The 25,661-nt window shown below is 34.9% G+C and carries 16 protein-coding genes, 4 tRNA genes and 1 pseudogene; 17 read left to right on the top strand and 4 right to left on the bottom strand.

The genetic code is table 11. The features are described from left to right. Positions 1 to 140: 140 nt before the first annotated feature. Positions 141 to 935, bottom strand: a complete 795-nt coding sequence (locus tag AASI_RS07230; RefSeq protein ID WP_012473447.1) for a thymidylate synthase — start codon at positions 933 to 935, stop codon at positions 141 to 143. A 396-nt stretch (positions 936 to 1,331) separates the two neighbouring features. On the opposite strand from AASI_RS07230, the gene AASI_RS07225 reads away from it, so the two are divergent. Beyond that, positions 1,332 to 3,755, top strand: a complete 2,424-nt coding sequence (locus tag AASI_RS07225) for an AsmA family protein (protein WP_187146267.1) — start codon at positions 1,332 to 1,334, stop codon at positions 3,753 to 3,755. A gap of 399 nt (positions 3,756 to 4,154) precedes the next feature. Here AASI_RS07225 and AASI_RS07220 read toward each other — a convergent pair whose 3' ends face one another. From AASI_RS07220 to AASI_RS07205, 3 genes are all read right to left on the bottom strand, one after another. Then, entirely contained in the window at positions 4,155 to 4,808 is a 654-nt protein-coding gene (locus AASI_RS07220; RefSeq protein WP_044282906.1) for a porin family protein, read from the bottom strand. A gap of 114 nt (positions 4,809 to 4,922) precedes the next feature. Continuing rightward, on the bottom strand, positions 4,923 to 5,219 hold the full coding sequence (locus AASI_RS07215; protein WP_148204985.1) for a hypothetical protein: 297 nt from the start codon (positions 5,217 to 5,219) through the stop codon (positions 4,923 to 4,925). A gap of 866 nt (positions 5,220 to 6,085) precedes the next feature. Further along, complete coding sequence (locus tag AASI_RS07205) at positions 6,086 to 6,820, bottom strand: outer membrane beta-barrel protein (protein WP_044282904.1); 735 nt, start codon at positions 6,818 to 6,820, stop codon at positions 6,086 to 6,088. 171 nt (positions 6,821 to 6,991) lie between these two features. Here AASI_RS07205 and AASI_RS07200 point away from each other — a divergent pair, with 171 nt between their 5' ends. The 16 genes and pseudogenes from AASI_RS07200 (at position 6,992) to AASI_RS07125 (ending at position 25,646) form a co-directional block, all read left to right on the top strand. Then, entirely contained in the window at positions 6,992 to 9,496 is a 2,505-nt protein-coding gene (locus tag AASI_RS07200; RefSeq protein ID WP_083758861.1) for a M1 family aminopeptidase, read from the top strand. Between the two features lie 213 nt (positions 9,497 to 9,709). Next, positions 9,710 to 9,795: transfer RNA gene (locus tag AASI_RS07195), tRNA-Tyr, on the top strand. Positions 9,796 to 9,873: 78 nt separating this feature from the next. Beyond that, positions 9,874 to 9,946: transfer RNA gene (locus AASI_RS07190), tRNA-Gly, on the top strand. Positions 9,947 to 9,956: 10 nt separating this feature from the next. Then, positions 9,957 to 10,028 (top strand) — tRNA-Thr (locus AASI_RS07185). Positions 10,029 to 10,152: 124 nt separating this feature from the next. Next, entirely contained in the window at positions 10,153 to 11,340 is a 1,188-nt protein-coding gene (gene tuf / locus AASI_RS07180) for an elongation factor Tu (protein ID WP_012473441.1), read from the top strand. Positions 11,341 to 11,476: 136 nt separating this feature from the next. Further along, a tRNA-Trp gene (locus tag AASI_RS07175) sits at positions 11,477 to 11,549 on the top strand. Positions 11,550 to 11,558: 9 nt separating this feature from the next. Next, positions 11,559 to 11,750, top strand: coding sequence for a preprotein translocase subunit SecE (secE, locus tag AASI_RS07170; protein WP_044283110.1), 192 nt, complete (start codon positions 11,559 to 11,561; stop codon positions 11,748 to 11,750). Positions 11,751 to 11,784: 34 nt separating this feature from the next. Next, a complete protein-coding gene (nusG, locus tag AASI_RS07165; RefSeq protein WP_012473439.1) occupies positions 11,785 to 12,345 on the top strand; it encodes a transcription termination/antitermination protein NusG in 561 nt (186 codons plus the stop codon). Positions 12,346 to 12,379: 34 nt separating this feature from the next. Beyond that, positions 12,380 to 12,805 (top strand): 50S ribosomal protein L11, encoded by a 426-nt coding sequence (rplK, locus tag AASI_RS07160; protein WP_012473438.1) that lies wholly within the window; start codon positions 12,380 to 12,382, stop codon positions 12,803 to 12,805. Positions 12,806 to 12,832: 27 nt separating this feature from the next. Then, complete coding sequence (gene rplA / locus AASI_RS07155; RefSeq protein WP_012473437.1) at positions 12,833 to 13,531, top strand: 50S ribosomal protein L1; 699 nt, start codon at positions 12,833 to 12,835, stop codon at positions 13,529 to 13,531. A 5-nt stretch (positions 13,532 to 13,536) separates the two neighbouring features. Further along, on the top strand, positions 13,537 to 14,082 hold the full coding sequence (rplJ, locus tag AASI_RS07150) for a 50S ribosomal protein L10 (RefSeq protein ID WP_012473436.1): 546 nt from the start codon (positions 13,537 to 13,539) through the stop codon (positions 14,080 to 14,082). A 48-nt stretch (positions 14,083 to 14,130) separates the two neighbouring features. Further along, complete coding sequence (gene rplL, locus AASI_RS07145; protein ID WP_012473435.1) at positions 14,131 to 14,514, top strand: 50S ribosomal protein L7/L12; 384 nt, start codon at positions 14,131 to 14,133, stop codon at positions 14,512 to 14,514. A gap of 208 nt (positions 14,515 to 14,722) precedes the next feature. After that, positions 14,723 to 18,583 carry a DNA-directed RNA polymerase subunit beta gene (gene rpoB, locus AASI_RS07140; RefSeq protein ID WP_012473434.1) on the top strand — a complete coding sequence of 1,287 codons (3,861 nt, stop codon included), beginning with the start codon at positions 14,723 to 14,725 and terminating at the stop codon, positions 18,581 to 18,583. Positions 18,584 to 18,641: 58 nt separating this feature from the next. Then, positions 18,642 to 22,943 carry a DNA-directed RNA polymerase subunit beta' gene (rpoC, locus tag AASI_RS07135; RefSeq protein WP_012473433.1) on the top strand — a complete coding sequence of 1,434 codons (4,302 nt, stop codon included), beginning with the start codon at positions 18,642 to 18,644 and terminating at the stop codon, positions 22,941 to 22,943. A 641-nt stretch (positions 22,944 to 23,584) separates the two neighbouring features. Then, entirely contained in the window at positions 23,585 to 24,514 is a 930-nt protein-coding gene (locus AASI_RS07130) for a Mur ligase domain-containing protein (RefSeq protein ID WP_044282902.1), read from the top strand. A gap of 220 nt (positions 24,515 to 24,734) precedes the next feature. Continuing rightward, positions 24,735 to 25,646 (top strand): annotated as a pseudogene (locus AASI_RS07125) (IS481 family transposase). Positions 25,647 to 25,661: the final 15 nt, after the last annotated feature.

Genomic DNA, 25,661 nt, shown 5'->3' with positions numbered 1-25,661 from the left:
AGTTACTAAAATTCTATTGTACTCAATGCGAGCTATTAAATAACTTAAGGGTGTTTAAAGCACCTAGTAACAGGTGCCTTACTTTATTAATGGCTTAGATATTCAAAAATTTTCATAATTAAGCGTACATAAAGCTTGGTTTACACAGCTATAGGTGCTTTAATACTTGGATATGGATTATAGTTTTCAATACAGAAATCATCATATTGAAAAGCAAAAATATCTTTAACAGCTGAATTTACTTTTAAGGTTGGTAGTGGACGAGGGGCTCTAGAAAGCTGTAGTTGAGCCTGTTCTATGTGATTGTTATAGAGGTGTGCATCACCTAACGTATGTATAAACTCACCCACTTCTAAATCACATACTTGTGCAACCATAGTAGTAAGCAAGGCATAAGAAGCAATATTAAAAGGTATACCTAGAAATATATCTGCACTACGTTGGTATAGCTGGCAAGATAATTTGTTATTGGCTACATAAAATTGAAAGAGTACATGGCAAGGAGGTAATGCCATTTTATCTAATTCTCCTACATTCCAAGCACTTACCAATAACCTTCTAGAATCTGGATTGGCTTTAATTTGCTTGATTACCTGCTCTATTTGATCTACCTTACCATGATTGGAAGTAGGCCAACTTCTCCATTGGTACCCATAAATGGGGCCTAAATTACCTTGTGCATCTGCCCATTCATCCCAGATAGTTACACCATTTTGGTTAAGGTATCCAATATTGGTATTGCCTTGTAAAAACCATAATAGTTCGTAGATAATAGACTTCATATGAAGCTTCTTGGTTGTCATTAATGGGAACCCTTCAGCTAGATTAAACCGCATTTGATAGCCAAAAATACTTTTTGTACCAGTGCCTGTTCGGTCTTTTTTTTCTTGGCCATTATGTAGTACATGCCCAAGCAAGCTTAAATATTGTTTCATATGTAAAGGATAGATATTTATATTTTGAAATTATATATAATATATATTATTAGAAGAGTAACAAATTGTGTGTTTAAGTTTCTACATGTAATTTTTTTTAAATTTAATTAAGTTAACAAGTATGAACAATATTAATATATAAAGGATGATTCTTTGCAATCTAAAAGCTCAATAAACTAATCTTTCTAATAGGGCTGTCAGAAAAAATCAGTATAAATAGGCCTAAATACGCTAAATATAAAAGGTGAAAAATTTTGTAAAAGTACATATTGTAATCCTTAACTTTTAGATCTTTATGATGTATTTTAAAAGTATGTATATACTAATTTGTTTGTATGCTATGGTATGAGAAAGGCTCTAAAGAATATTTGTAGGGGTTTTATTACTCTGGTTTTTGTGTTGACGTCTTCGTTGTTAGCAACAGGAGTATATATCTATTATTACCAAGAACAAATCATACCAAAAGCTTTTCAAGCAGCTATTTCTGCATTAAAACTGCCTATTAATGCTAAGCATGTTGAAATAAGCTTACTTAAAGATTTTCCTAGGTTAAGTTTATTGCTCCACCAGGTAACCATAAAAGATTCGGAAAATACAAACAATATATTAGTAGCTGATCAAGTAGGCTGCGTATTTAACATTATACATTTCCTTAAAGGGAAATACATATTAGAACAGCTTTTTGTTAACCAAGGTACTTTATCTATACCTGTGCAAAAACAAGTAGCACGTACTGTTAGAACTGATAATGCAATCGAGGATGCACTGCAAGCTAATTTTACTTTTCCTGTTCATCTCAAAAAGCTCGTATTAAATGATGTAAAATGTATATATCCAGGAAAGCTATCGTCTGAGCAAGTAATTATTCATACTCAAAAAATTTTTGCCAAGTTTAATATGCAAAATCAACACTTGTCTATGCATGTTAAGGGGCAAGCTGTAATTCAAGAAATTGCTTATAAGCCAATATCTTATGCCTCGACTATTCCTATATATATTAGTACAGATATAGAGTATAATCTTTTAGAGCAAGTTTATAGCCTGCATAGAAGTACAATTAAGCAAAGTAATAATACTCTCTATCTTCAAGGTACATGGTCTCCTAATATTGTTAAACCTTATATAGACATACAACTTAAGGCACCCCGTTTAGCTATTTCTAAAATTTTAGCATTCATACCAGCAGTCTACCGTGAACAGGTACTTTCTTATGGTCCAAAAGGGAAATTGGCTTGCAACCTGCAGTTTACACAGCGAGATAAAACAAGTATAGCAGTTGACTTTAAGCTGCACGAAGGAAGTCTATTACCTAAAAATCTTAAACAATCCATTCAAGTAGAAAACGTTGTAGGTAAATTAACTATACCTAACATACAAGAATTAAATACTAGTACTTTACAAGTAGATAATTATGAAGTTAAGTTAGGAGCAAGTCAGCTCAGCGGTAGTATCCAGCTAAATGATTTTAAAAAATTATATATAAAAAACCAAGCTAAAATTGTGTTGGATTTCCCTACACTGATGCCTGCCTTATCATCCTCTTCTGATATGCATCCAACAGGTCAGCTTATAGGTCATTGGGACTTGAATACCAGTCTGGATAATATATTAAAACATAATGCTATACATAAAAGTACCTCTTTCAAAGGACAACTTAGTGCGCAAGGTGTACAATTTATATATAACCAAACTCTGTTTCAGCTACAAGAATGTGTTTCCTTATTATTACAAGATAATGTATTACACATCAAAGATGTAGCCGGACATATAGAAGGAAAACCCTTTGTGCTGTCAGGTACCATTGATAATTGGAGCACCTTTTTAGGAGATAACCAACACAAGTTGCATTTCAATGCTAAGCTATATGCAGATTATTTAGCCTTAGATAAAATATTGCAAGTTAGTACAATGCAACATAATCATAAACCTATGGACTGGTCATGGCTAACCACTTATCTAAGAGGAGAGCTTGAGTGTGATATAGAAGAAGTAATCTATAAGCGTTTCCGCGGTAATAAGATACGAGGCAGATTTAAAATAGTAGAGCAGCAATTAATAGCGGATGCTATAGAATTAATTTTTGCAGGAGGAAAAGCTCGCTTAGCAGGTAGTATTAGTACTAAAGCAGATAGTTTAGAAATATATACATATGCCAACCTGCAAAATGTGCAATTACCTGCCTTATTTTATACTTTTGAAAATTTTAATCAGCGCTTCTTAGAAGATAGGCATTTAGGCGGACATGTATGTTCTGATATTGAGCTTACTATACAAACAGACAAGCAACTACATATTGATGTTAACTCGTTAAAGGCAGACATAGCTGTTCAATTACACAATGGGCTTTTGCGAGATTTTGAACCTATGCAGCGCTTATCTGCCTATGTACCAGAAAAAGAACTAAAGCTGCTACGATTTTCGAGCTTAAAGAATAATATACATATTAAAGACCAAACTATCCATATACCTCCCATGGAAGTACATACTAGTCTTACAAGTATACAGCTAGCTGGTACTCATACATTTGATGGGAAAATAGCTTATAACTTAGTGGTACCCCTGAGAAATGCTAATTCAGAAGAGATAAGAAGGCAAATGCCTGAAATTAATGAGGAGGCACTAGCAGGCCTTAATTTATATTTAAAATTAGAAGGTACCACACAGAACTACGCTTTACGCTATGGTAATTCATTATTTAAATTAAATATTAAAGAGAATCTTAAAAGGCAGGGTACTATTTTAGGAGATATTTTACAAGGAAACGCTGCTCCCAAACAGGCTAAGGAGTTATCTACCGATGAATACTTTGACTTTGGATAAATTGCTTAAATAATGCAATTTTGTCTAAGTATAACCAGCTTTTATACAGAGGGTATAAGTTTCAGTTATAGTAAATCTGCTCGGGGGCTCATTTTACTTTGTAGTAGCCTCTTTTATGTGTTATTTATGGTGCAATTTTTTTGACTTCAATATAATAGTAGTGAGATTAGCCTCCCAAGTAAAATAACCAGTGGCTATAAACTACATAGTAGCAACTATTAATATAAGCCTATATAATAATGCTGGTTATTTCGCTCTTCTTACTCAATAGCTAGGAAAGATTATAGTATATAGATATAAGCTAAGATGAAAAAGTTTAATTGATAGTAAATAGTATATTTAAAAGAATTAAAAAGAAACTAAAAGTATTATTAACTTTTTAATAAAAATATTTAAAACTTAAAACCATTGTGCAATATTATACCCTATATAAAGTTGGTTTCCTGCTGAATAAGTTGTAGCAACCCGGTCTTGTCCTTTAGCATTGTACCGGTCTAAAATTCCCATGCTTACACGAGTACCTAACTTTAAGCCATTTTTGAAAGCATATTCTATGCCACCAATAATTGCTAAATCAAATGATCTCGTTATCTCCTCATTCTCTAAATCTTCTTCTTTTATTTCCGTTTTTTTTGAATTATCTATTTCTAATCGAAAATATCTTTTAGATAAGACCAAGCTAGGCTGAATTCCTAGTTGTAGGTTAACTCCTTTTTTTATGGATTTAGGATAATATTTAAGTAATATAGGTAATGAAATACTTTCTTCATATCGTCTTAATTGAAGTTGCTGGCAACCTTTTCTCTCATATATTATTTCTATAGCTGCAGCAAATTGGTATGTAAATGGATATTCTCCAGTTAGTCCACCCATAATCCAGAAAATATTTCCAGAACTTACGGTAATTTTTTGCCAATTTAAAACCCTCTTTTGTATATTTTGGCTCATATTAGTTCTGTTAAAACTTATTCCCAATTTTATCCCAAAAGAGGGTTGGCTTATATTATGAGATGGTCTAGCTTTTACATAATTAATGGTTGTACATACTAGCATGGTTAACAGCAGTCTATTAATAAGTAATTTGTAGCACATAATTGTATCAATTGGTTAAATTTGACATTTATAGTTGAAGGATATTGCTTGGTAATTACTAACTAACCCAAGTTGCTAATTAAGAAAAGATTTATTGGCCTGAAAAGCTAGTAAAAACAAGAGTATTTTGCTCGGGAAGATTCTAAAGATAACAGCATGCACCTTTCTTAAGAAGACAGCTTTGATACTGCTAATAATAGCCTCTATTATTTTTCGCATGTGCTTTTTAAAATAAGCTAGACAAGCAGCATTCTTCTGATAAACATTGGCTTTACTTTCGGAGTAAAACATAGCTCCTTTACCAGCTAATATATCTCCTGTCAGATAGTTGATACAAGCTAAGTTAGCAAATACCACACTTCTAGTAGGCAAAAAAGCATAATTAGTATAACCCTTCTATTATGCTCGACTGCCATAAGTGAGAGCTCAATAGGTATTCTAGTAACTGTATTTGTATGCCATAAAAGCATCTAAGTATGTTAGCTTGCCAACTTCTATAAACATTACCTCGTACTAACTTACCTGTACCAACACAAATACTGCCACAAACAGCTATAGGAAAAGGCCTACAATAAACACTTGAAGAGAGCTACTTGTTTGGTCCTTCGTCTTAGCTCTAAAAATAGTAGGGTTATTTGTTCTCCTATAGCATGTAAGCATCTGTTGAGTCTGCTCTTATCTAGTAGGCCTACTGCAAAAGTAGGGTCATGAAAAAACAAAGGAAGACTTTGTACAATTTAGAAAATGCAAAAAATAAAAATAGGTATTTAAAGCATAAAAAATGTAGGGTAAATTTTTACAAAAAGTGATTTCAACTTTGGAAAATCCAATGTCTTTATCAATTTCTTCTTTTTCGGTAGCACTAGTATATGGGAGATAAATTCGGCTGCCTTTATAAATCTTCTTGTTTTATTAATATGTCTGCCGGGATAAAAAATTGTCACAATAGCTGTTGCCACAACTTCCGCATTAGGCAATTCTCTTTTTGCCTTCTTGATCATGTAAGCACTTGAGTCATCAACAAAGGCATATATTTTTATAGTTTAATTAATTATAATTAGCTCTGATTATTAATGTGTTAAAGACAGCAATAAGTTTAGAGATTTTAATTTCGTATTAGAATATAGGATAAATATATAAAGATGAGGCATAAGTATAATAAATACGAAGGAAAAATTAAAAGGCCACTACAAGCAGCAGTGGCCTTTTAAATATGGGTAAATATTCAAGTATTAGTTTTAAAATAATTTTGCAAGATTATAGCCCATATATACTCGAGTCCCTGCTGCTTTTATATGCCATTTGTCATCTTTTTTCTTGTTTTCATACTGCTCCAAAAGCCCCATGGTTATAGTAGCTCCTAACTTCAAACCATTTGCAAAACTATATTCTATTCCACTGATAAGTGCTAAATCAAATGTTTGGATTTTATCTTCCTCTCTTAAATCTTCTTTTTTAATTTCTTCTTCTACTACTTTTGTATCTATACCTTCAGTTAGTTTATATTTTTTTGTAGAAAAGACAAAACTAGGTTGAAGACCTACTTGTAAACTAATTCCTTCGCTTACAGATTTAGCATAATATTTAATAGAAATAGGCAATACAATACTTTCTTGTTTTATTTTGATATATCCTACAGCATAACTACCCTTCCTTTCATATAATATTTCTGCAGCCGCAGCAACTTGATCTGAAAGAGGATATTCGCCAGTCAATCCACCCATAATCCATAAAATATTTCCAGAAGATCCGCTTCCTCTTTGCCAGTGAGAAACCTTGTTGTACTTTGAGGATGTATAGTTAAATCTGTTAAAGCTTGCACCTACCTTAATTCCAAAAGAGGGCTCGCTTATATTGCTAACTTGTTTAATTTTTGCATATGTACTGTTTGTATGTATGAATACACTTAATAGCAAAGTACTTAATAATAATCGGTAGCGCATAATATGTGATATATTGATAATTTTAATCAATTGAACATTTCTTTTTTTAAGAATGCTACTAGTTAAGTATAAAAAATCCTATATACAACTTTAAGGTATCAAAAGCTTGGTAGAAATGTATAGCTAACTGTTTTTCTCAGCTTGCCTTTGGCAGTTAGGCAACTTTATTGCTACTTTCGAGTTTAGTTTTCACTTGATAACATGATTCTTACACACATGCCTAAGAGATTATTGAATATACCTATATTTATTTTAATAACTTTTGCTTGTTTTTGGGGGGCTTTTAACCCTAGTATTGCCGGTGCTGTAAATCTAAATGCTAAGCCTGGCTCACAGCAAACGTCTATTACATATCAACCTGCAGCTACCAAATTACACGACCTGATCCATACCAAGCTAGAAATAAAATTTGACTGGGAAAAACAACAGCTGCATGGTACAGCTACTATACAGGTAAAGCCTCATTTTTATCCACAAAGCCAGCTTGTATTAGATGCTCGAGATTTTATTATCCATAGTGTTATTATAGTAGATAACGAAGAAAAAAAGGGATGTTTATATAGCTATGATAATCAGCAACTTACCATTAGTTTAGGTCACCTATATACAAGAGATGATTCTATTACAGTAGAAATAGATTATACAACACAATCTATGCAAGGAAGGCCTAAATATCATTTAAAGCCAGGTATTAATCAAGGGATATATTTTATTGATGAGCAGGGCGAAAACAAGGCTTCTCAGATTTGGACACAAGGAGAGCCTAATACCAATTCATATTGGTTTCCTACTATTGATGCTCCTAACCAGCGCTGTACACAAGAAATGTATATTACTGTTGAAGATAGATTTAAAACATTATCAAATGGTGTGCTTATTTATACTACGCTAAATGATGACCAAACTCGTACAGATTATTGGAGAATGGATTTGCCTCATCCTCCTTACTTATTTATGCTGGCTGTAGGAGAATTTGCCGAGGTAGTAGATGAGTGGAACGATATACCTGTTACTTATTATGTAGAGCCAGCTTATGAAAAGCATGCTAAAAATATATTTGGACATACTACGGAAATGCTGGACTTCTTTTCAGAAAAGCTAGATTATCCTTACCCATGGCCTAAATATAGCCAGATGATAGTACGGGATTACTTTACCGGTGCTATGGAAAATACAACCGCAGTTATATTGACGGAAGCTATTCAAGGTGATGAGAGAGATTTGTTAGATAAGGTTGACCGTGATGAGATCATTGCCCACGAACTATGTCATCACTGGTTTGGTAATCTAGTTACTTGTGAATCTTGGAGCCAACTTTTACTGAATGAATCCTTAGCATCAATAGGAACGCATTTGTGGTATGATTATAAATATGGGCCTTACGAGCGAGACCGGCTTATAGCTAAAAGTATGGCTAATTATTTAGAGGAGGCTCAGTTAAAACAGGTTAGCGTAGTTAGAGACTGCTATACCTATCCTATAGAATTATTTGATTGCCATACCTATCATAAAGGAACTCTTGTTATGCATATGCTTAGAACATATTTAGGCGAAGAAGCGTTCTTGCAATCCCTTAGCCAATATCTTAAAAAATATGCTTTTTCTGCTACTGATATGCATCAATTAAGAAAAGCGTTTGAAGAGGTAAGTGGACAAGATTTAAACTGGTTTTTTAATCAATGGTTTTTATCGTCTGGGCATCCTGTGTTAAGGATAGAGCATACCTATGCTAATGGTAGATTGATTTTGAAAGTATGGCAGAAGCAAGCAAGGCCTAGTCCTGTTTACTGGCTCCCTTTGGCAATAGATGTTTGGATAGGAGGTAAAAAGGAAAGGTATCATATAACTGTTGATAAAACTTACCAAGAATTTACCTGGCCCGTTGCACAGCAGCCCGAACTAGTTTATGTAGATCGAAATTATTTGTTGGTAGGTGAGATAGATCACCCACAAACTGTTCAATCATCTAAATATTTATACAAGCGTGGAGAAGATTTTTTTAGCAAATATGAGGCTATTAAATACTTTAGTAATAATAAAGTGGAACTTGCTAATTACTGTAATTTTTTTAAAAGAGTATTAAGAGATGACTATTGGGGGTTTAAAGTAATTGCTATGGAAGCCATTAGAAATTATGGCCGGCAAGAAAAAATTTATTCGGCTTTAGAAGAAGACCTTATCGCACTTAGTGAAGATCCCCATAGTCTAGTACGAGAGGCGGTTTTACACACCCTTGGCACCTCACAATCACCTGATAAGTATACTGATATTTATAAAAATGCTTTAGAAGACCCATCATATCGGGTAGCTAATGCTGCACTATATACTTATGCGAATTATAGTAAGGAAGACCAGGCTGTTAAAGAAGCTATAATAGAAAATTTTGAAGATTATAATGATATTAATATTATTACTACCTTAGCTACTTACTATGCTAATGCAAAACAGCCTGATAAGTATGATTGGCTTAAAGGTAAAACAGATAAGCTTTATACTCAACTTGGTTTTGAAAGTTTACTAAGCTTATTAGTAAAGTATACTACTGCGGTAATAGCAACTAATCAGCAAGAGGATACCTTAGCACTGCTACAAAGTATTTTAGAGAATAACCCTATACCTCGTATTTACTTAGCTGCATATGATGCTTTGCAAAATATGCCAAGAACAAGAAATGTAAAAAAGTTATTAAATGAGACAAAAAAGTGAAACTTATTATTAATTCTTGCGTAAATATTTTTATTAGGCATGTAACTAATAAGCCTACATTACAAGCCTCTTTAGCTTTTCTTAAATAAAAAGAGATAATTGTCTAAATTATTTTTGCCAATAACAAAAAAATATATATTTTTACAGCTTATCTAGCACATCGCTAAAAGCTTGTTGTTTTTTAATAAAACTTATACGATATCAAGAGGATAAGGGGGGATGCCAGAGCGGCCAAATGGGGCGGACTGTAAATCCGTTGTCGCAAGACTTCGAAGGTTCGAATCCTTCTCTCCCCACCAGATAGTTAACTATCTGATACTATAATATAGTTTTTTAAGTATATATAAGTTAACAGTAAAAAGAAATCAGGAACAATTGCGGGAGTAGCTCAACTGGTAGAGCGACAGCCTTCCAAGCTGTAGGTTGCGAGTTCGAGACTCGTCTCCCGCTCTCCTAATAGGCCGATGTAGCTCAGTGGTAGAGTACTTCCTTGGTAAGGAAGGGGTCACGGGTTCAAGTCCCGTCATTGGCTCAAAACCACTAATCGGCTTATAAAATGATAGCAGAAGCATTGATAAAATGATGTAAGCTTTAGGTTAAATTAAATTGATTTTTTATATTTGTTTCCGAAATTTTAAACAAAGCACTTTTCAATCATGGCAAAAGAAACTTTTGATCGCTCCAAACCACACGTTAATATAGGTACAATCGGACACGTTGACCACGGTAAGACAACATTAACTGCTGCTATTACCAAAGTTTTGTCAAAAAGAGGACTTGCTCAAGTCAGAGACTTTGGCTCTATTGACAATGCTCCTGAAGAAAGAGAAAGAGGTATTACTATCAATACTTCTCACGTAGAATATGAAACATCCAAAAGACACTATGCGCACGTAGATTGCCCAGGTCACGCAGACTATGTGAAAAACATGATTACAGGTGCTGCACAAATGGATGGTGCTATCCTTGTGGTAGCTGCTACAGATGGACCTATGCCACAGACAAGAGAACATATTCTTCTTGCTTCTCAAGTAGGTGTTCCTAATCTTGTTGTTTTTCTTAACAAAGTAGATGCAGTGGATGATCCAGAGCTTGTTGATCTAGTAGAAGAAGAGGTTAGAGACCTTTTAAAAGCTTACAAATTTGATGGTGATAATATTCCAGTTATTCGTGGTTCAGCACTAGGTGCTCTTAATGGAGAGCCAGAGTGGGAAGCAAAAGTGGAAGAACTTATGGATAACGTAGATGAATATATTCCATTGCCTCAAAGACTTATTGATCGTGACTTCTTAATGCCTGTAGAAGATACAATGTCTATTACTGGACGTGGTACTGTAGCAACTGGTAGGATAGAAAGAGGTGTTATTAATGTTGGTGACCCAGTTCAAATTATTGGTATGGGTGCACAGAACCTAAACTCTACTGTAACAGGCGTAGAAATGTTTAGAAAACTTCTGGACAGGGGAGAAGCAGGAGATAATGTAGGTCTTTTATTGAGAGGTATTGATAAGGAAAAAATTCACAGAGGAATGGTTATTTGTAAGCCTAAATCTGTAACTCCACATCGCAAATTCAAAGCTGAAGTATACGTACTATCGAAAGAAGAAGGTGGAAGACATACTCCATTCTTTAATAAATATAGACCTCAGTTCTATTTTAGAACCACTGACGTTACTGGAGAAGTTAAGCTTCCAGCAGGTGTGGAAATGGTAATGCCTGGTGATAACATAGCTTTAGAAGTAGAGCTTATTAACGAGATAGCTATGGAAAAAGGCTTAAGATTTGCTATACGAGAAGGAGGTAGAACTGTAGGAGCAGGGCAAATTATTGAAATATTAGATTAAGAGAGCAAATTAGCTATTAGTTAAATATTAAAAAAGGTTATTGATTTAAGAGAATAAATGCTATAAAAGCAATAAGCATTTTTTGGTTATATAAGACTATTTACATAGCTTAGCAGCCGATTTGAGAGATAACCATACGGGTGTAGCTCAATTGGTAGAGTAGTGGTCTCCAAAACCATTGGCTGGGAGTTCGAGTCTCTCCACCCGTGCAAAATATGATGAAAAAAATAAAAACTTTTATCGTTGATTCATTTCGAGAAGTGAGATATAAAGTTACATGGCCTACCTACAAATCATTGCAGGATAGCGCTCTGTTAGTACTGTTAGCTTCTGTTATTTTTGCGATTGTTATTGGGCTCGTAGACCTAGCTTTTCGGAATGCTATGAGTTGGTTCTATAACATATTTTAATTAAAGATAAAGGAGCGCAAATTAGTAAATTTCTATGAAGACTGATCCAAAATGGTATGTGCTTAAGGTAGTTAGTGGACAAGAAAAGTTCGTAAAATACCATCTTGATTCTGAGTTAGAGCGGAGGAAGCTACAAGATTATGTTGCACAGATACTGATACCCTCTGAAAAAATTTACGAAATGCGAGCTGGAAAAAGACAGACAAGAGAACGTAATTTTTTTCCGGGTTATCTGATTTTACATGCAGACCTTTCCGATGGGCGTGTGTTGCATACAATTAAAGATATACCTAATGCTTTAGGATTTTTAGGGGTAAGGGGGTGGAGTAGCTCTAGTCAGCCAATTCCACTAAGAGAAAAAGAAATTAATAAAATACTAGGACGAGTAGATGAAATAGCAGAGGATGATAATGGCTTAGAAAAACCATTTATAGTTGGAGAAACTGTAAAAATAGTTGATGGACCATTTAGTGGCTTTACAGGCAATATACAGGAAGTCTTTGAAGAGCGTAAAAAACTAAATGTTATAGTTAAGATTTTTGAAAGAAATACGCCTATAGAGCTTACTTACACACAAGTAGAAAAAATATTATAAATACCTTACACTATTCCTCAAAAGATAAAAAAATATGGCTAAAGAAATTGTAGGCTACTTAAAACTTCAAGTAAAAGGAGGTGAAGCAAAACCAGCACCTCCAGTAGGACCTGCGCTAGGTAGTAAAGGATTAAATATCATGGAGTTCTGTAAGCAGTTTAATGCTAGAACACAAGATAAGCAAGGCCAAATACTTCCTGTTTTAATAACCATTTATCAAGATAAAACTTTTGATTTTGTTATTAAGACTCCTCCTGCTGCTGCTTCTATTATGCAAAAGGCTGGTATTTCTAAAGGGTCTTCAGAATCTAATAGAAATAAAGTAGGAGTTATAACATGGTCTGCTATAAAAGAGATTGCTGCATCTAAAATGGAAGATCTAAATACCATTAACTTAGAGTCTGCCACAAAAATGATAGCAGGTACAGCAAGAAGTATGGGAGTAACCATAAAAGAATAAACATTATAACTAATAAAAACTAGTCTAATGGCTAAACTAACAAGAAAGCAAAAAGCAGTCGCTGAACAGTGTGACTTCCAAAAAAGCTATAAACTAGAGGAAGCTATAGAGCTTGTACAAAAGATTACTTATACAAAATTTGATGCTTCTATAGATATTGCTGTTCATTTGGGAGTAGATCCTAGAAAAGCAGATCAAATGGTTAGGGGCACTGTCGTGTTGCCGCATGGTACAGGTAAAAATAAGAGGATACTGGTATTATGTACGCCTGAAAAAGAAAAGGAGGCAAGAGAGGCAGGTGCTGACCATGTAGGGTTAGATGATTACATTAAAAAGATAGAAGAAGGATGGGTAGATATAGATGTTATCATTACTATGCCAGAGATAATGGCAAAAGTAGGAAGACTTGGAAAAATTTTAGGGCCTAGAGGGCTGATGCCTAATCCTAAAACAGGTACCGTAACTGTAGAGATTGCTAAAGCTGTGCAAGCTGTCAAATCTGGCAAGATCGAGTATAAAGTTGATAAATACGGTATTGTTCATGCTAGTGTTGGTAGAGTTTCATTTAGCAAAGAAGCCCTTAGAGACAATGCAAAAGAGTTATTAGCTACGCTTCTTAAAGCCAAGCCAGCATCTGCTAAGGGTAGTTATTTGAAAAGTATTAGCTTAGCTAGCACAATGAGTAAAGGAGTTGATGTAGATACAAGTACTAATTTTGGATTCTAAACAAAATGAACCGCAAAGAAAAAACCGCAATTATACAACAATTGACAGAAAGTTTTAAGAGCCATGATTGCTTTTATATAGTAGATTCTACTAAACTTTCTGTACAAGCGACCAATCAATTTAGAAGAGATTGTCACCAAGCAGGCGTAACATATAAGGTTGCTAAGAATACATTAATACTAAAAGCTTTGGATGAAGTTCCTCATATGGCTAGTGATGTTTATACATCATTGCGTGACGAAGTATTAAAAGGATTTTCAGGTATCTTATTCTTTAATGAAACTGCCAGCGTACCTGCTAAACTTGTTAAAGAGTTTAGAAAACAAAAAAATCTAGATAGGCCTATTCTTAAAGGTGCCTATATAGACGGTGAATTATTTGTTGGAGATGAAAACTTAGAAGCTCTAAGTCAGTTAAAATCCAAACAAGTACTTATTGGAGAAATTATTACGCTACTCCAATCTCCAATGGCAAATGTATTGTCAGCATTACAAAGTGGCAAGAATCAGCTGTCAGGAATTATAAAAACATTAGGAGATAGAAGTGAATAAGAGCTAAGCTATATTTTTTATTATTTATTTAACTAAACTTTGAGGAAAATGTCAGATCTAAAAAAATTTGCAGAACAGCTTGTTAACTTAACTGTAAAAGAAGTTAATGAATTAGCAGCTATATTAAAAGAAGAACATGGAATTGAGCCTGCGGCAGCAGCTCCTGTAGTAGTTGCAGGCGGTGGTGCACAAGGTGGTGATAGTAAAGCTGCTGAGGAAAAAACACACTTTGATGTAATATTAAAATCAGCAGGTGCTTCTAAATTGTCTGTTGTAAAACTAGTTAAGGATTTAACTGGGTTAGGTCTTAAGGAAGCTAAAGATCTTGTTGATGCTGCCCCTAAGCCTATCAAAGAAGGTGCCCCTAAAGCTGAGGCCGAGTCTTTAAAAAGCAAATTAGAAGAAGCAGGTGCTGAAGTTGAGCTAAAATAAGTATTTAACCTAAGTTACTGCCTATTGAAGACAATTATATTGATTCTTATAGCAGTTATCAAAAGTATTGATTTTAGGTTTAAATTACCTAGCAATATATTAACACGCTGTACCCCTACGATGCGTAAATAACTATACGCATCTAAGGAGTACAGCAATTCTGTTATACACAATTTTAATCTCTATAGCCTTGATAGAAAAGAATAAAATGAAAAGTTCAAGAATCAGTTTTGCTGCCACTCAAAGTGTTTCTGAATATCCGGACTTCCTTGAAATACAACTTAAGTCATTTAATGATTTTTTCCAACTAGGTACGCCACCTGAAAAAAGAATTGATGAAGGGCTACACAAAGTATTTAGAGAACACTTTCCCATAGAAGATTCCAGAGGAAATTTTGTACTAGAATTCATTGACTATAACCTTGATGCTCCTAAGTATGAACCCAGAGAATGTGTGGAAAGGGGAGTAACTTATTCTGTACCTCTTAAAGCAAAATTAAGGCTACTACGTAATGATAATGATGATGATGAGTTTGAAACTATAGAGCAAGAAGTTTTTTTAGGCAATATTCCTTATATGACCTCACAAGGCTCCTTTATAATCAATGGAGCAGAACGTGTGGTTGTCTCTCAAATACATAAATCTCCTGGCGTATTTTTTGCTCAAAGTAAACACATTAGCGGTGCTAAGCTATACTCTGCTCGTATTATACCTTTCAAAGGTGCTTGGATAGAATTTGCTACGGATGTTAATAACATCATGTATGCCTATATAGACCGTAAGAAGAAATTCCCAATAACTACCCTTTTAAGGGCTATTGGCTATGGTACTGATAAAGAAATTTTAGACCTTTTTGAATTATCTGAAGAAATAAAGGTTACTAAATCTACTTTAAACCAACATATTGGTAGAAAGTTGGCTGCAAGAGTACTTAGGTCTTGGTCCGAAGACTTTATAGATGAGGACACCGGTGAAGTTATTACACTAGATCGTAATGAAGTGGTCTTAGAAAGAAACTCCATTCTTGATGAAACTGCTGTAGAGCTTATATTGCAGTCTGGCAGTTCTTCTGTTGTATTGTATAGAGAAGATATTAATATTGCTGACTACGAAATTATATATAATACTTTACATAAAGATAATGCCAACTCCGAGAAAGAAGCTGTAGAGCAAATATATCGCCAGCTTCGTAGCTCTGAACCACCTGATGAACAAACAGCACGTGAGGCTATACAAAGCTTGTTTTTTAGTACTAAAAGATACAGCTTAGGTGAAGTTGGACGTTATAAAATCAATACTAAGCTAGGCATTAATATAGCCATGGATGTTAGTGTTCTTACAAAAGAAGATATCCTACATATTGTTAAATACTTACTTGGACTTATTAATTCTAAAGCTACAGTAGACGACATAGACCATTTAAGTAATAGGAGATTACGTACTGTAGGCGAACAGCTTTATACTCAATTTGAATTAGGGCTATCTAGAATGGCACGTACCATCCGAGAAAGGATGAATGTAAGAGATAATGAAGAGTTCAAGCCTAGTGACCTAGTAAATGCCAGGACACTTTCATCGGTTATCAATACTTTCTTTGGTACTAATCCATTATCTCAGTTTATGGACCAAGTTAACCCTTTATCAGAGGTTACCCATAAACGTAGGATATCTGCGCTAGGGCCTGGTGGACTTTCTAGAGACCGAGCAGGCTTTGAAATCAGGGATATCCATTACACACACTACGGGCGTCTGTGTCCTGTTGAAACACCTGAAGGGCCTAATATTGGTTTGATATCTTCTTTATCTGTACATGCGAGAATTAATGAAATGGGATTTATTGTAACTCCCTATAGAAAGGTACAGAATGGTGTAGTAGATGTAGAAGGAAATACTCAATACCTTACTGCTGAGCAAGAAGATAAAGTAAAAATTGCACAGGCTAATTCTCAAATCAATGAAAAAGGACATTTTATAGAAGAAAAGGTAAAAACAAGATATGCAGGAGATTTCCCAATCGTAGGGCCAGAGGACATTACTTATATGGATATAGCACCTAACCAAATTGTGTCCATATCTGCTTCACTTATTCCATTCTTAGAGCATAATGATGCGAGCCGTGCGCTCATGGGTTCAAACATGCAGCGTCAATCCGTGCCACTCATTAAGCCCGAGGCACCTATTATTGGTACAGGTATAGAACAGCACATAGCCCATGATTTCAGAGGATTGGTGCGTGCTGAAAAGGATGGTGTAATAGAGTATGTAGATGCGAATAAAATTATAGTTAATTATGATCTTAATGAAGACGAAAAACTAGTATCCTTTGAAAGAGCTTCTATAACTTATCCTTTGCTTAAAATGAAAGGTACCAACCAAGGTACTTGTATTAACCTAAGGCCTATCGTAGCTAAAGGTGATCGTGTAAAGCAAGGACAAATCTTATGCGAAGGATATGCAACAGAGAATGGTGAGCTAGCTTTAGGCCGTAATTTAAAGGTGGCTTTTATGTCTTGGCAGGGTTATAACTACGAGGATGCTATTGTTATTTCAGAAAGAATAGTTAGAGACGACGTGTTTACTTCTATTCATATAGAAGAGTTCACTATGGAAGCAAGAGACACTAAGCTTGGTGAAGAAGAATTAACAGCTGAAATTCCTAATTTAAGCGAAGAAGCATTAACTAATTTAGACAAAAATGGAATTGTCGCGGTTGGTACTTCTATTAAAGAAGGAGATGTATTAATTGGAAAAATAACGCCTAAAGGAGAAGCTGATCCTAGTCCTGAAGAAAAGCTTTTACGCGCTATCTTTGGTGATAAAGCAGGAGATGTAAAAGATGCTTCTCTGAAAGTTCCGCCTTCTATGCAAGGTGTAGTTATTAAGACACGATTATTCTCAAAGCCTAAAAGCGATAAGAATTCTCGTGCTAAATCAAAAAAGGAACTAGAACTACTGAAAAAATCGCATGCAAAACAATTAACAAACCTGCGTGCAATTATGATAGGTAAACTAGGCAAGCTATTAGAAAGCGAAAAGTCGCAAGGTGTTTATCATCAATTTGGTGATGAGTTAATAGCAAAAGGTAAGCCGCTTACTGCTGAGCTAATTGAAAAGAACTTGTTCCCAGGCAAAAACTTATACAGGGACGAAAGCTATTATAATATCCCTGAAGAAACCAACTTAATAGGTGAAGTTATTCTTGATAACTGGACAGACAATAAAAGGAAAAATGAACTAGTTAAAACTTTGGTAGCTAATTATAATACCAAAAGGAATATGCTAATAGGAGATTTTAGAAGAGAGAAATTTGCTTTAGAAATAGGGGACGAGTTACCTACAGGTATTCTTAAATTAGCAAAAGTATACGTTGCCAATAAACGTAAACTACAAGCTGGTGATAAGATGGCTGGTAGACATGGTAACAAGGGGATTGTTGCTAAAGTAGTAAGAGAGGAAGATATGCCTTTCCTAGAAGATGGAACACCTGTAGATATCGTATTGAGCCCGCTTGGATTACCTTCTCGTATGAACTTGGGGCAGATTTATGAAACCCTTTTAGGGTGGGCTGGTGAAAAGCTAGGTAGGAAATATGCTACTCCTATTTTTGACGGTGCTACTATAGAAGATGTAAGCAAAGAATTAGCAGAAGCTAATCTGCCAGCATTTGGAAAAGCTGATTTATATGATGGCCTTACTGGAGAGAAATTTGATCAGCAAATTACGGTGGGTGTTATATACATGTTAAAACTAGACCACTTAGTGGATGATAAAATGCATGCGCGTTCTATTGGACCGTACTCTTTAATTACCCAACAGCCACTAGGCGGTAGATCGCAATTTGGAGGACAACGTTTTGGAGAGATGGAAGTGTGGGCACTAGAAGCTTTTGGTGCAGCACACATCTTACAAGAAATGTTAACTATAAAATCGGATGATGTAGTAGGACGTTCAAAAGCTTATGAAGCTATCGTAAAAGGTACCAGTTTCCCTAAACCAGGAATACCAGAATCCTTTAACGTACTAATTCATGAATTGAGAGGACTAGGGTTGGAGATTACACTTAAATAAGTTAAGGACACTATATCCTTACATAACCATTAACCAATAGACTTCTAGACAAACACATATGCTAGCAAGAAAAGACACAAGAGTTAAATCTGATTTCTCAGAAATTATTATTAGTCTTGCTTCTCCAGAATCAATCTTAGAGAGATCTCGTGGAGAAGTTACTCAGCCAGAAACCATTAATTACAGGACTTATAAACCTGAAATGAAAGGTCTATTCTGCGAAAGAATATTTGGCCCTGTAAAGGATTGGGAATGCCATTGTGGAAAGTATAAAAGAATTAGGTATAAAGGTATTATATGCGATCGTTGTGGGGTTGAAGTAACTGAAAAAAAGGTTAGAAGGGAAAGAACAGGACATATTGAGCTAGTTATACCTGTAGCACATACATGGTATTTTAGGTCTTTGCCAAGTAAAATTGGTAACTTACTGGGGTTTCCTACAAAAAAACTTGACCAAATTATTTACTACGAAAGATATGTAGTAGTACAGCCAGGCATCAAGGCAGAAGAGGGGCTTAGCTACATGGATTTCTTAACTGAAGAAGAGTATCTAGATATACTAGATTCACTACCACGCGAGAACCAGCTTTTAGATGATAGCGATCCTAAGAAATTTATTGCTAAAATGGGAGCTGAAGCATTGGAATTCATGCTATCACGTATAGACTTAGACACTTTATCCTCTGAACTACGCGAACAAGCGCATACAGATACCTCTCAGCAGCGTAGAATAGAAGCTTTAAAGAGGCTGAAAATAGTAGAAGCCTTCAGAGATGCTAAGACAAGAATAGCAAATCGCCCAGAATGGATGGTGATGCGTATTATTCCTGTTATACCACCGGAACTAAGGCCACTTGTTCCACTAGACGGAGGTAAATTTGCTACCTCTGATCTTAATGATCTTTACAGAAGAGTTATTATTAGAAACAACAGGCTTAAAAGACTTATTGATATTAAAGCTCCTGAAGTTATCTTAAGAAATGAAAAGAGGATGCTACAAGAAGCTGTGGATTCCTTATTTGATAATTCTAGAAAAGTCAATACTGTTGTTGCTGAAGGATCAAGAGTACTAAAATCATTTAGTGATATCTTAAAAGGAAAGCAAGGACGTTTCCGTCAGAACTTGTTAGGAAAACGTGTAGACTATTCAGGTAGATCTGTAATTGTTGTAGGCCCAGAATTAAAACTACACGAATGTGGCTTGCCTAAAGACATGGCTGCCGAGCTATTCAAACCTTTCATTATTAGAAGGCTAATTGAAAGGGGCATTGTTAAAACGGTTAAATCAGCTAAAAAGCTAGTTGAAAAAAAGACACCGGTTGTTTGGGATATCTTAGAGAATGTATTAAAAGGCCATCCGATACTACTAAATCGTGCTCCAACACTACACAGACTCAGTATACAAGCTTTCCAACCTAAGTTAATCGAAGGTAAGGCCATTCAGCTTCATCCTTTAGTTTGTGCGGCCTTTAACGCAGACTTTGATGGAGACCAAATGGCAGTACACGTTCCTTTAAGCCACGAGGCAATTGCGGAAGCATCTCTTATTATGTTGGCTTCTCACAATATCCTTAACTCAGCTAATGGTACACCACTAGCTGTACCAACCAAGGATATGATATTGGGATTATACTATCTAACAAAAGGTAGAAAAAGTACCCCAGAACATCCAGTAAAAGGAGAGGGCATGACCTTCTTCTCAGCACAAGAAGTCATTATTGGTATTGATACGGGCCAAGTTTCTATTCATGCTTTGGTTAAGGTAAAAATTAAAGACAAAGATGAACAGGGAGAGACGATTGAGCATATAGTTGATACCATTGCAGGGAGGGTAGTTTTCAATCAATATGTGCCAGAGGAACTGGGATTTATTAACGAGTTGCTCACCAGTAAAAAGTTACAACATATTACCAGCCAAGTTTATAGGTTGGTGGGTACTTCAAGGGCTACTCAATTCTTAGATGATGTAAAATCATTAGGTTTCCGTAATGCTTATAAGGCAGGCGTAAGCTTTGCTCTAGATGATATCAAAGTTCCTACTATTAAGTTTGAGCTAATTGAACAGGCCCAAAGAGAGGTGAATGCTGTGCAAGAGAACTACTTAATGGGTCTTATTACAGACAATGAGCGTTATAACCAAATCATTGATATTTGGACACGTGTTAACACACAAGTAACTGTATTCTTGATGCAAGAATTAGAAGAAGATAGACAAGGCTTTAACTCTATCTTTATGATGATGAACTCGGGAGCTAGAGGATCTAGAGAGCAGGTTCGTCAGTTAGGTGGTATGCGTGGACTGATGGGGAAACCTCAAAAGCAGCTACAAGGTTCTGTAGGTGAAATTATTGAAAATCCAATTCTTTCTAACTTTAAAGAGGGCTTGGACGTCCTTGAATACTTTATTTCCACACACGGTGCTAGGAAAGGATTGGCAGATACGGCACTTAAAACAGCAGATGCCGGTTATCTTACTAGGAGGTTGGTAGATGTAGCGCAAGATGTAATTACAACAGAAGAAGATTGTGGCACATTGCGTGGTGTAACTATTACCACTTCAATTAATAAAGATGAGGTAGCAGAGTCTATTTCTGAGCGTACGCTAGGTAGAATTAGCTTAAATGATATTTATGATCCTGTTACTAATAATCTATTAGTTAATGCAGGAGAAGAAATTACCGAAGAAATAGCTGCTTATATTGAATCAGTAGGTATTGAAAGCATAGAAGTAAGATCTGTATTGACTTGTGAGACCAGAAGAGGTATTTGTACTAAATGTTATGGTAGAAACTTATCTACTGGCAAACTAGTTCAGATAGGAGAGGCTGTTGGCGTTATTGCTGCACAATCTATCGGTGAGCCTGGTACGCAGTTAACTTTAAGGACATTCCACGTAGGGGGTGCTGCATCCAGCATAGGTGTTGAATCTAATATACAAGCCACAGATAAGGGAGTTCTACAGTTTGAAGATTTTAACACTATAAAAACTACTAATCCACAAGGTGAACAATTAGATGTAATTATTAGTAGATCTTGTGAAGTACGACTGTTAAATCCTCAAGATAATAGGATACTCATGCATAAACACGTACCTTATGGTGCCTATCTACGTGTTAAACAAGGTGAGTTAATAGAAAAGGGACAGGAAATATGCTATTGGGATCCATATAATGCTGTTATCTTAACAAGTATTGATGGAGAAATTGAGTTCCACTCTATAGAAGAAGGTATTACTTATAAAGAGGAGTATGATGAGCAAACAGGCTATAAAGAAAAGGTAATTATTGAATCTAAAGATAAAACTAAGAACCCTAGCATAACTGTAAAAGGTTCTTCAGGAGAAGCTATTAACTATAACATACCTGTAAAAGCACGCTTGATAGTAGAAGATGGTACAAAAATTAAGGCAGGTCATCCACTTGTAAAAATACCTAGAGTTGTTAGCTTGTCTAAAGATATTACAGGAGGTCTACCTAGGGTTACAGAGTTATTTGAGGCTAGAGATCCATCTAACCCATCTATTGTAAGTGAAATTGATGGCTTTGTTACATATGGTCCTATAAAAAGAGGTAGCCGTGAAATTTTTGTCGAATCTAAAGATGGTATAAGAAGGAAGTATTTAGTACCCCTTTCTAAGCACATACTAGTACAGGATAACGACTACATTAAAGCAGGTTACCCTATCTCTGATGGTAATACTTCACCTAGTAGCATTCTACACATTAAAGGGCCTATAGCAGTACAAGAATATATTGCTAAAGAGCTACAGGCTGTATACCGCTTGCAAGGTGTTAAGATTAATGATAAACATATAGAAGTTATTATTAGGCAGATGCTTAGTAAGTTAGAAGTTATTGAATCAGGAGACACTACATTCTTACCTGGACAAACTGTTTCTAAGTTTACATTTAGAGAAGGAAACGATCAACTGTTAGATAAAAAAGTAGTAATTGATGCTGGAAGTTCTAGTGTACTAAGAGTTGGACAAATTATTACTGCTAGGGCCTTACATGAGGAAAATAGTAACCTGAAAAGAGATAAATTATCGCTTGTACAAGCCAGAGATGCACAGCCAGCTATTGCACGTCTAAAATTACAAGGTATTACACAAGCATCTTTAGACACAAAAAGCTTTATCTCTGCTGCATCATTCCAAGATACCACTAGGGTGTTAAGCGAGGCTGCTATAAGAGGAAAAAGAGATCGTTTACAAGGCCTGAAGGAAAATGTTATTGTAGGGCATTTAATACCTACTGGTACTGGGCTACCTCGTTATAGTAAAATGATTATAGGGTTAAGAGAAGATTATGAAAACTTAGTTGCCTCAAGAGAAAAGCAGGCAGCTACTGATAATATATAGAAATAGAATACTAGAATTATAAATGAGTAGCTTATTGATGTATAAAATTATATAAGAATATAGGTTAGCCCATTAATAAATACACTTAATGAGCCAGGGCCCAATTAAAGCCTTGGCTCTTTGAAGTATATAGAAAGCATATTTTCTATTAAGTAGTTTTGTATTATATATGGTGCAGAATGGCTGTCAAGAAAAAAATGTGCTCCATTCTATACAATTAACAAAAATACAAGAGATAAAATGTGTACTTAAAGTATAAAAAAGCAAATTAACTTTTGTAAAATAATAAGATTAGATATTAAAAATTGCGTGTTGTTAATCTTAGATAGGTAAAGAGCTAGAACCAAGCTGTATTGATTTAAAATTGCTATTTTTTATAACAAGAGTATCTTATTTAACAATTGCTAAAAATTAATTAATCTACTTAGTAATTGTCTTCGTAGCAAGCTTATTGTTGGTTGCATATACTTGTTTGTAAAGCAAAAAGGGTGGTAGTTTTGTTGACTGTCTGCTTGTATAGAGATTTGTTAAAGGATATAGTAAAACTACACTTGTTTGTGTAATAGCTGTGTATATCTATGTACATATCATACTCTTTTCATTATAGGGAATACTTAACTTAATAGGAGAATTTTTTAATTATGCATAAGAGCATTCACTTTATAGGCATAGGCGAAGCTATTATGGCAGATTTGGCTCTGGTGTTACGTGAGCAAGGGTATGTAGTAACAGGTAGTAGTGCAACAAATCTTAGAGAAGATATATCAAGTCGGCTTGCTTACCAGAATATTCTACCCAACCAGTATGGCTTTTCTAAAAGTAATATTGGCAGCTTAATAGAATGCATTGTTATTGGTAGAGAAATAGATAATGATAATGTTGAATTAAAGGCTGCACAAGAATTAGGCCTTCCTATTTATTCTTACACCGAATATATTTATCAACAATTTATAAAAGATAAACAACGTATTGTTGTTGTAGGAGATCCAAAAGTAACAGATATGGTTCTTGCTATGGCTATACATGTTATGAGATACTGTGGACGTGCGTTTGACTACATAGCCAACATTTCTCAACTAGATATTTCTGTTAAATTAAGTGATGCGCCAGTTATATTCTTAAAAGCAAATATACAGGCTATTTCTTCTGTTGACCAACGTATAGAATGCTTGGTTTATGAGCCACATATTGTGCTTATAACTGGTATAGATATGGATTACTGTAAAACTGATATACTTTTAGAGAAGTATATTAGTTCACTAAGTAATTTGTCGAATATAATACCTAAAGCAGGTAGTCTACTTTATTATGATAATATACCTTCTATTAAAGGAATTACCACTAAGTATCGAATAGATGTAAAATGTATTCCATATCATGAACATGCTTATAAACAGACAGGCAACACAAATTACTTGCTTACCCCTCAAGGTAAAACGCACATTCCTTATTATGTTGATAAATTAGTATTAGAATCTGTATCTGCTACCTACTCTCTCTTAAAAGAGTTAGCTATTACAGATAGCCAATTTTATAAAGCTATTGCTGATTTTGTTATTTCATTAATGTAACTGTAGTGCTCTCTTTAGGTTACTTTCTTCTCAACTAATCAACTAATCATAAATACTGAAAATTAAAAATTACACTTATTTTGGTTATACTAGGGATGTTTTATCCCTAACAATTGTGGTTATATTAGTAAGGATGTTATTAGCGATAAAAACCAAGTAAAAAATTATGGGATAACTACTACATCAATGCGCCAGGACAACATAGAAAAACTGCAGAGAAATACAGTTATCAGAAGAGAATATAGCAACCCTTGCTAGATAATATGGAGTTAATCATAAAACAATAGCTAAATGAAAAAACAGAACTACTTCCCAAGATTCACCCATGGAACCTAAGGTAAGGCGTTCTAAGGTGTTAACCCAGCAAGAAGAACAAGTTGTTATTTGCTTTTAGAAAGCTGACCCCATTGCCCTTGGATGATTGTCTATACACCCTACAAGAAACTATACCTCACTTATCGCGTTCTACTTTGCATCGCTGTTTTTCAGCGTCATGGCTGTCCTAAGCTAGAGAAAGGACAGGCTAAGGAGAAAAGCAGTTAAGAAGCAGTTTAAAGCTTAAACCACCCGTTATTTTCATATAGACATAGCAGAAATGCAAACAGCACAAGGCAAACCATATTTGTCTGTGGCAATAGATAGGACTAGTAAGTTTTTCTATACTAGTCTATATGAATTTGTTTCTAAATCGGCAGCAGTAGGCTTTTTACAAGACTTGAGAGGTTTTGTTCCTTATAAGATCCATAAGATACTTACTGATAATGGTGTGCAGTTTACAAATAGAAAAGAAGGAGATTTAGCACTTGAGCATATGTTTGATTGCATTTGTAAGCAAGAGGACATTGAAAATAGAAGAGCGCAGGTGGGACATCCATGGACTAATGGTCAGGTAGAGCAAATGAATAGGACTATTAAGCAAGCCACTGTACAAAGCTATTATTATAGTAGCCATCAGCAATTAGAGCACCACTTAAATGGTTTCTTGTTAGCTTATTCTTGTTAGCTTATAATTTTTCTCGTAGGCTCAAGGTATTGAGGGGTAAAACTCCTTGTCAATTAGAGGAACAATACAGCAAAAACCCTCACCTTTTTCACTGAAATATTACTACCTTCACCAAGGGACTTATATTAGACCTACTGCGAAACA

Origin of the sequence: Candidatus Amoebophilus asiaticus 5a2 (genome assembly GCF_000020565.1) — a bacterium.
Taxonomy (GTDB): Bacteria; Bacteroidota; Bacteroidia; order Cytophagales; family Amoebophilaceae; genus Amoebophilus; species Amoebophilus asiaticus.
This window is presented reverse-complemented; position numbering and strand designations above follow the sequence as displayed.

Excerpts from the sequence above, each read along its gene's own strand:
- AASI_RS07230 (WP_012473447.1), bottom strand. The coding sequence starts at position 935 with ATGAAACAATATTTAAGCTTGCTTGGGCATGTACTACATAATGGCCAA.
- rpoC (WP_012473433.1), top strand. The coding sequence starts at position 18,642 with ATGCTAGCAAGAAAAGACACAAGAGTTAAATCTGATTTCTCAGAAATT.
- rplJ (WP_012473436.1), top strand. The coding sequence starts at position 13,537 with ATGAACCGCAAAGAAAAAACCGCAATTATACAACAATTGACAGAAAGT.
- rplL (WP_012473435.1), top strand. The coding sequence starts at position 14,131 with ATGTCAGATCTAAAAAAATTTGCAGAACAGCTTGTTAACTTAACTGTA.
- AASI_RS07220 (WP_044282906.1), bottom strand. The coding sequence starts at position 4,808 with ATGCTAGTATGTACAACCATTAATTATGTAAAAGCTAGACCATCTCAT.
- secE (WP_044283110.1), top strand. The coding sequence starts at position 11,559 with ATGAAAAAAATAAAAACTTTTATCGTTGATTCATTTCGAGAAGTGAGA.
- rplA (WP_012473437.1), top strand. The coding sequence starts at position 12,833 with ATGGCTAAACTAACAAGAAAGCAAAAAGCAGTCGCTGAACAGTGTGAC.
- rplK (WP_012473438.1), top strand. The coding sequence starts at position 12,380 with ATGGCTAAAGAAATTGTAGGCTACTTAAAACTTCAAGTAAAAGGAGGT.
- AASI_RS07130 (WP_044282902.1), top strand. The coding sequence starts at position 23,585 with ATGCATAAGAGCATTCACTTTATAGGCATAGGCGAAGCTATTATGGCA.
- nusG (WP_012473439.1), top strand. The coding sequence starts at position 11,785 with ATGAAGACTGATCCAAAATGGTATGTGCTTAAGGTAGTTAGTGGACAA.
- AASI_RS07200 (WP_083758861.1), top strand. The coding sequence starts at position 6,992 with ATGATTCTTACACACATGCCTAAGAGATTATTGAATATACCTATATTT.
- tuf (WP_012473441.1), top strand. The coding sequence starts at position 10,153 with ATGGCAAAAGAAACTTTTGATCGCTCCAAACCACACGTTAATATAGGT.
- rpoB (WP_012473434.1), top strand. The coding sequence starts at position 14,723 with ATGAAAAGTTCAAGAATCAGTTTTGCTGCCACTCAAAGTGTTTCTGAA.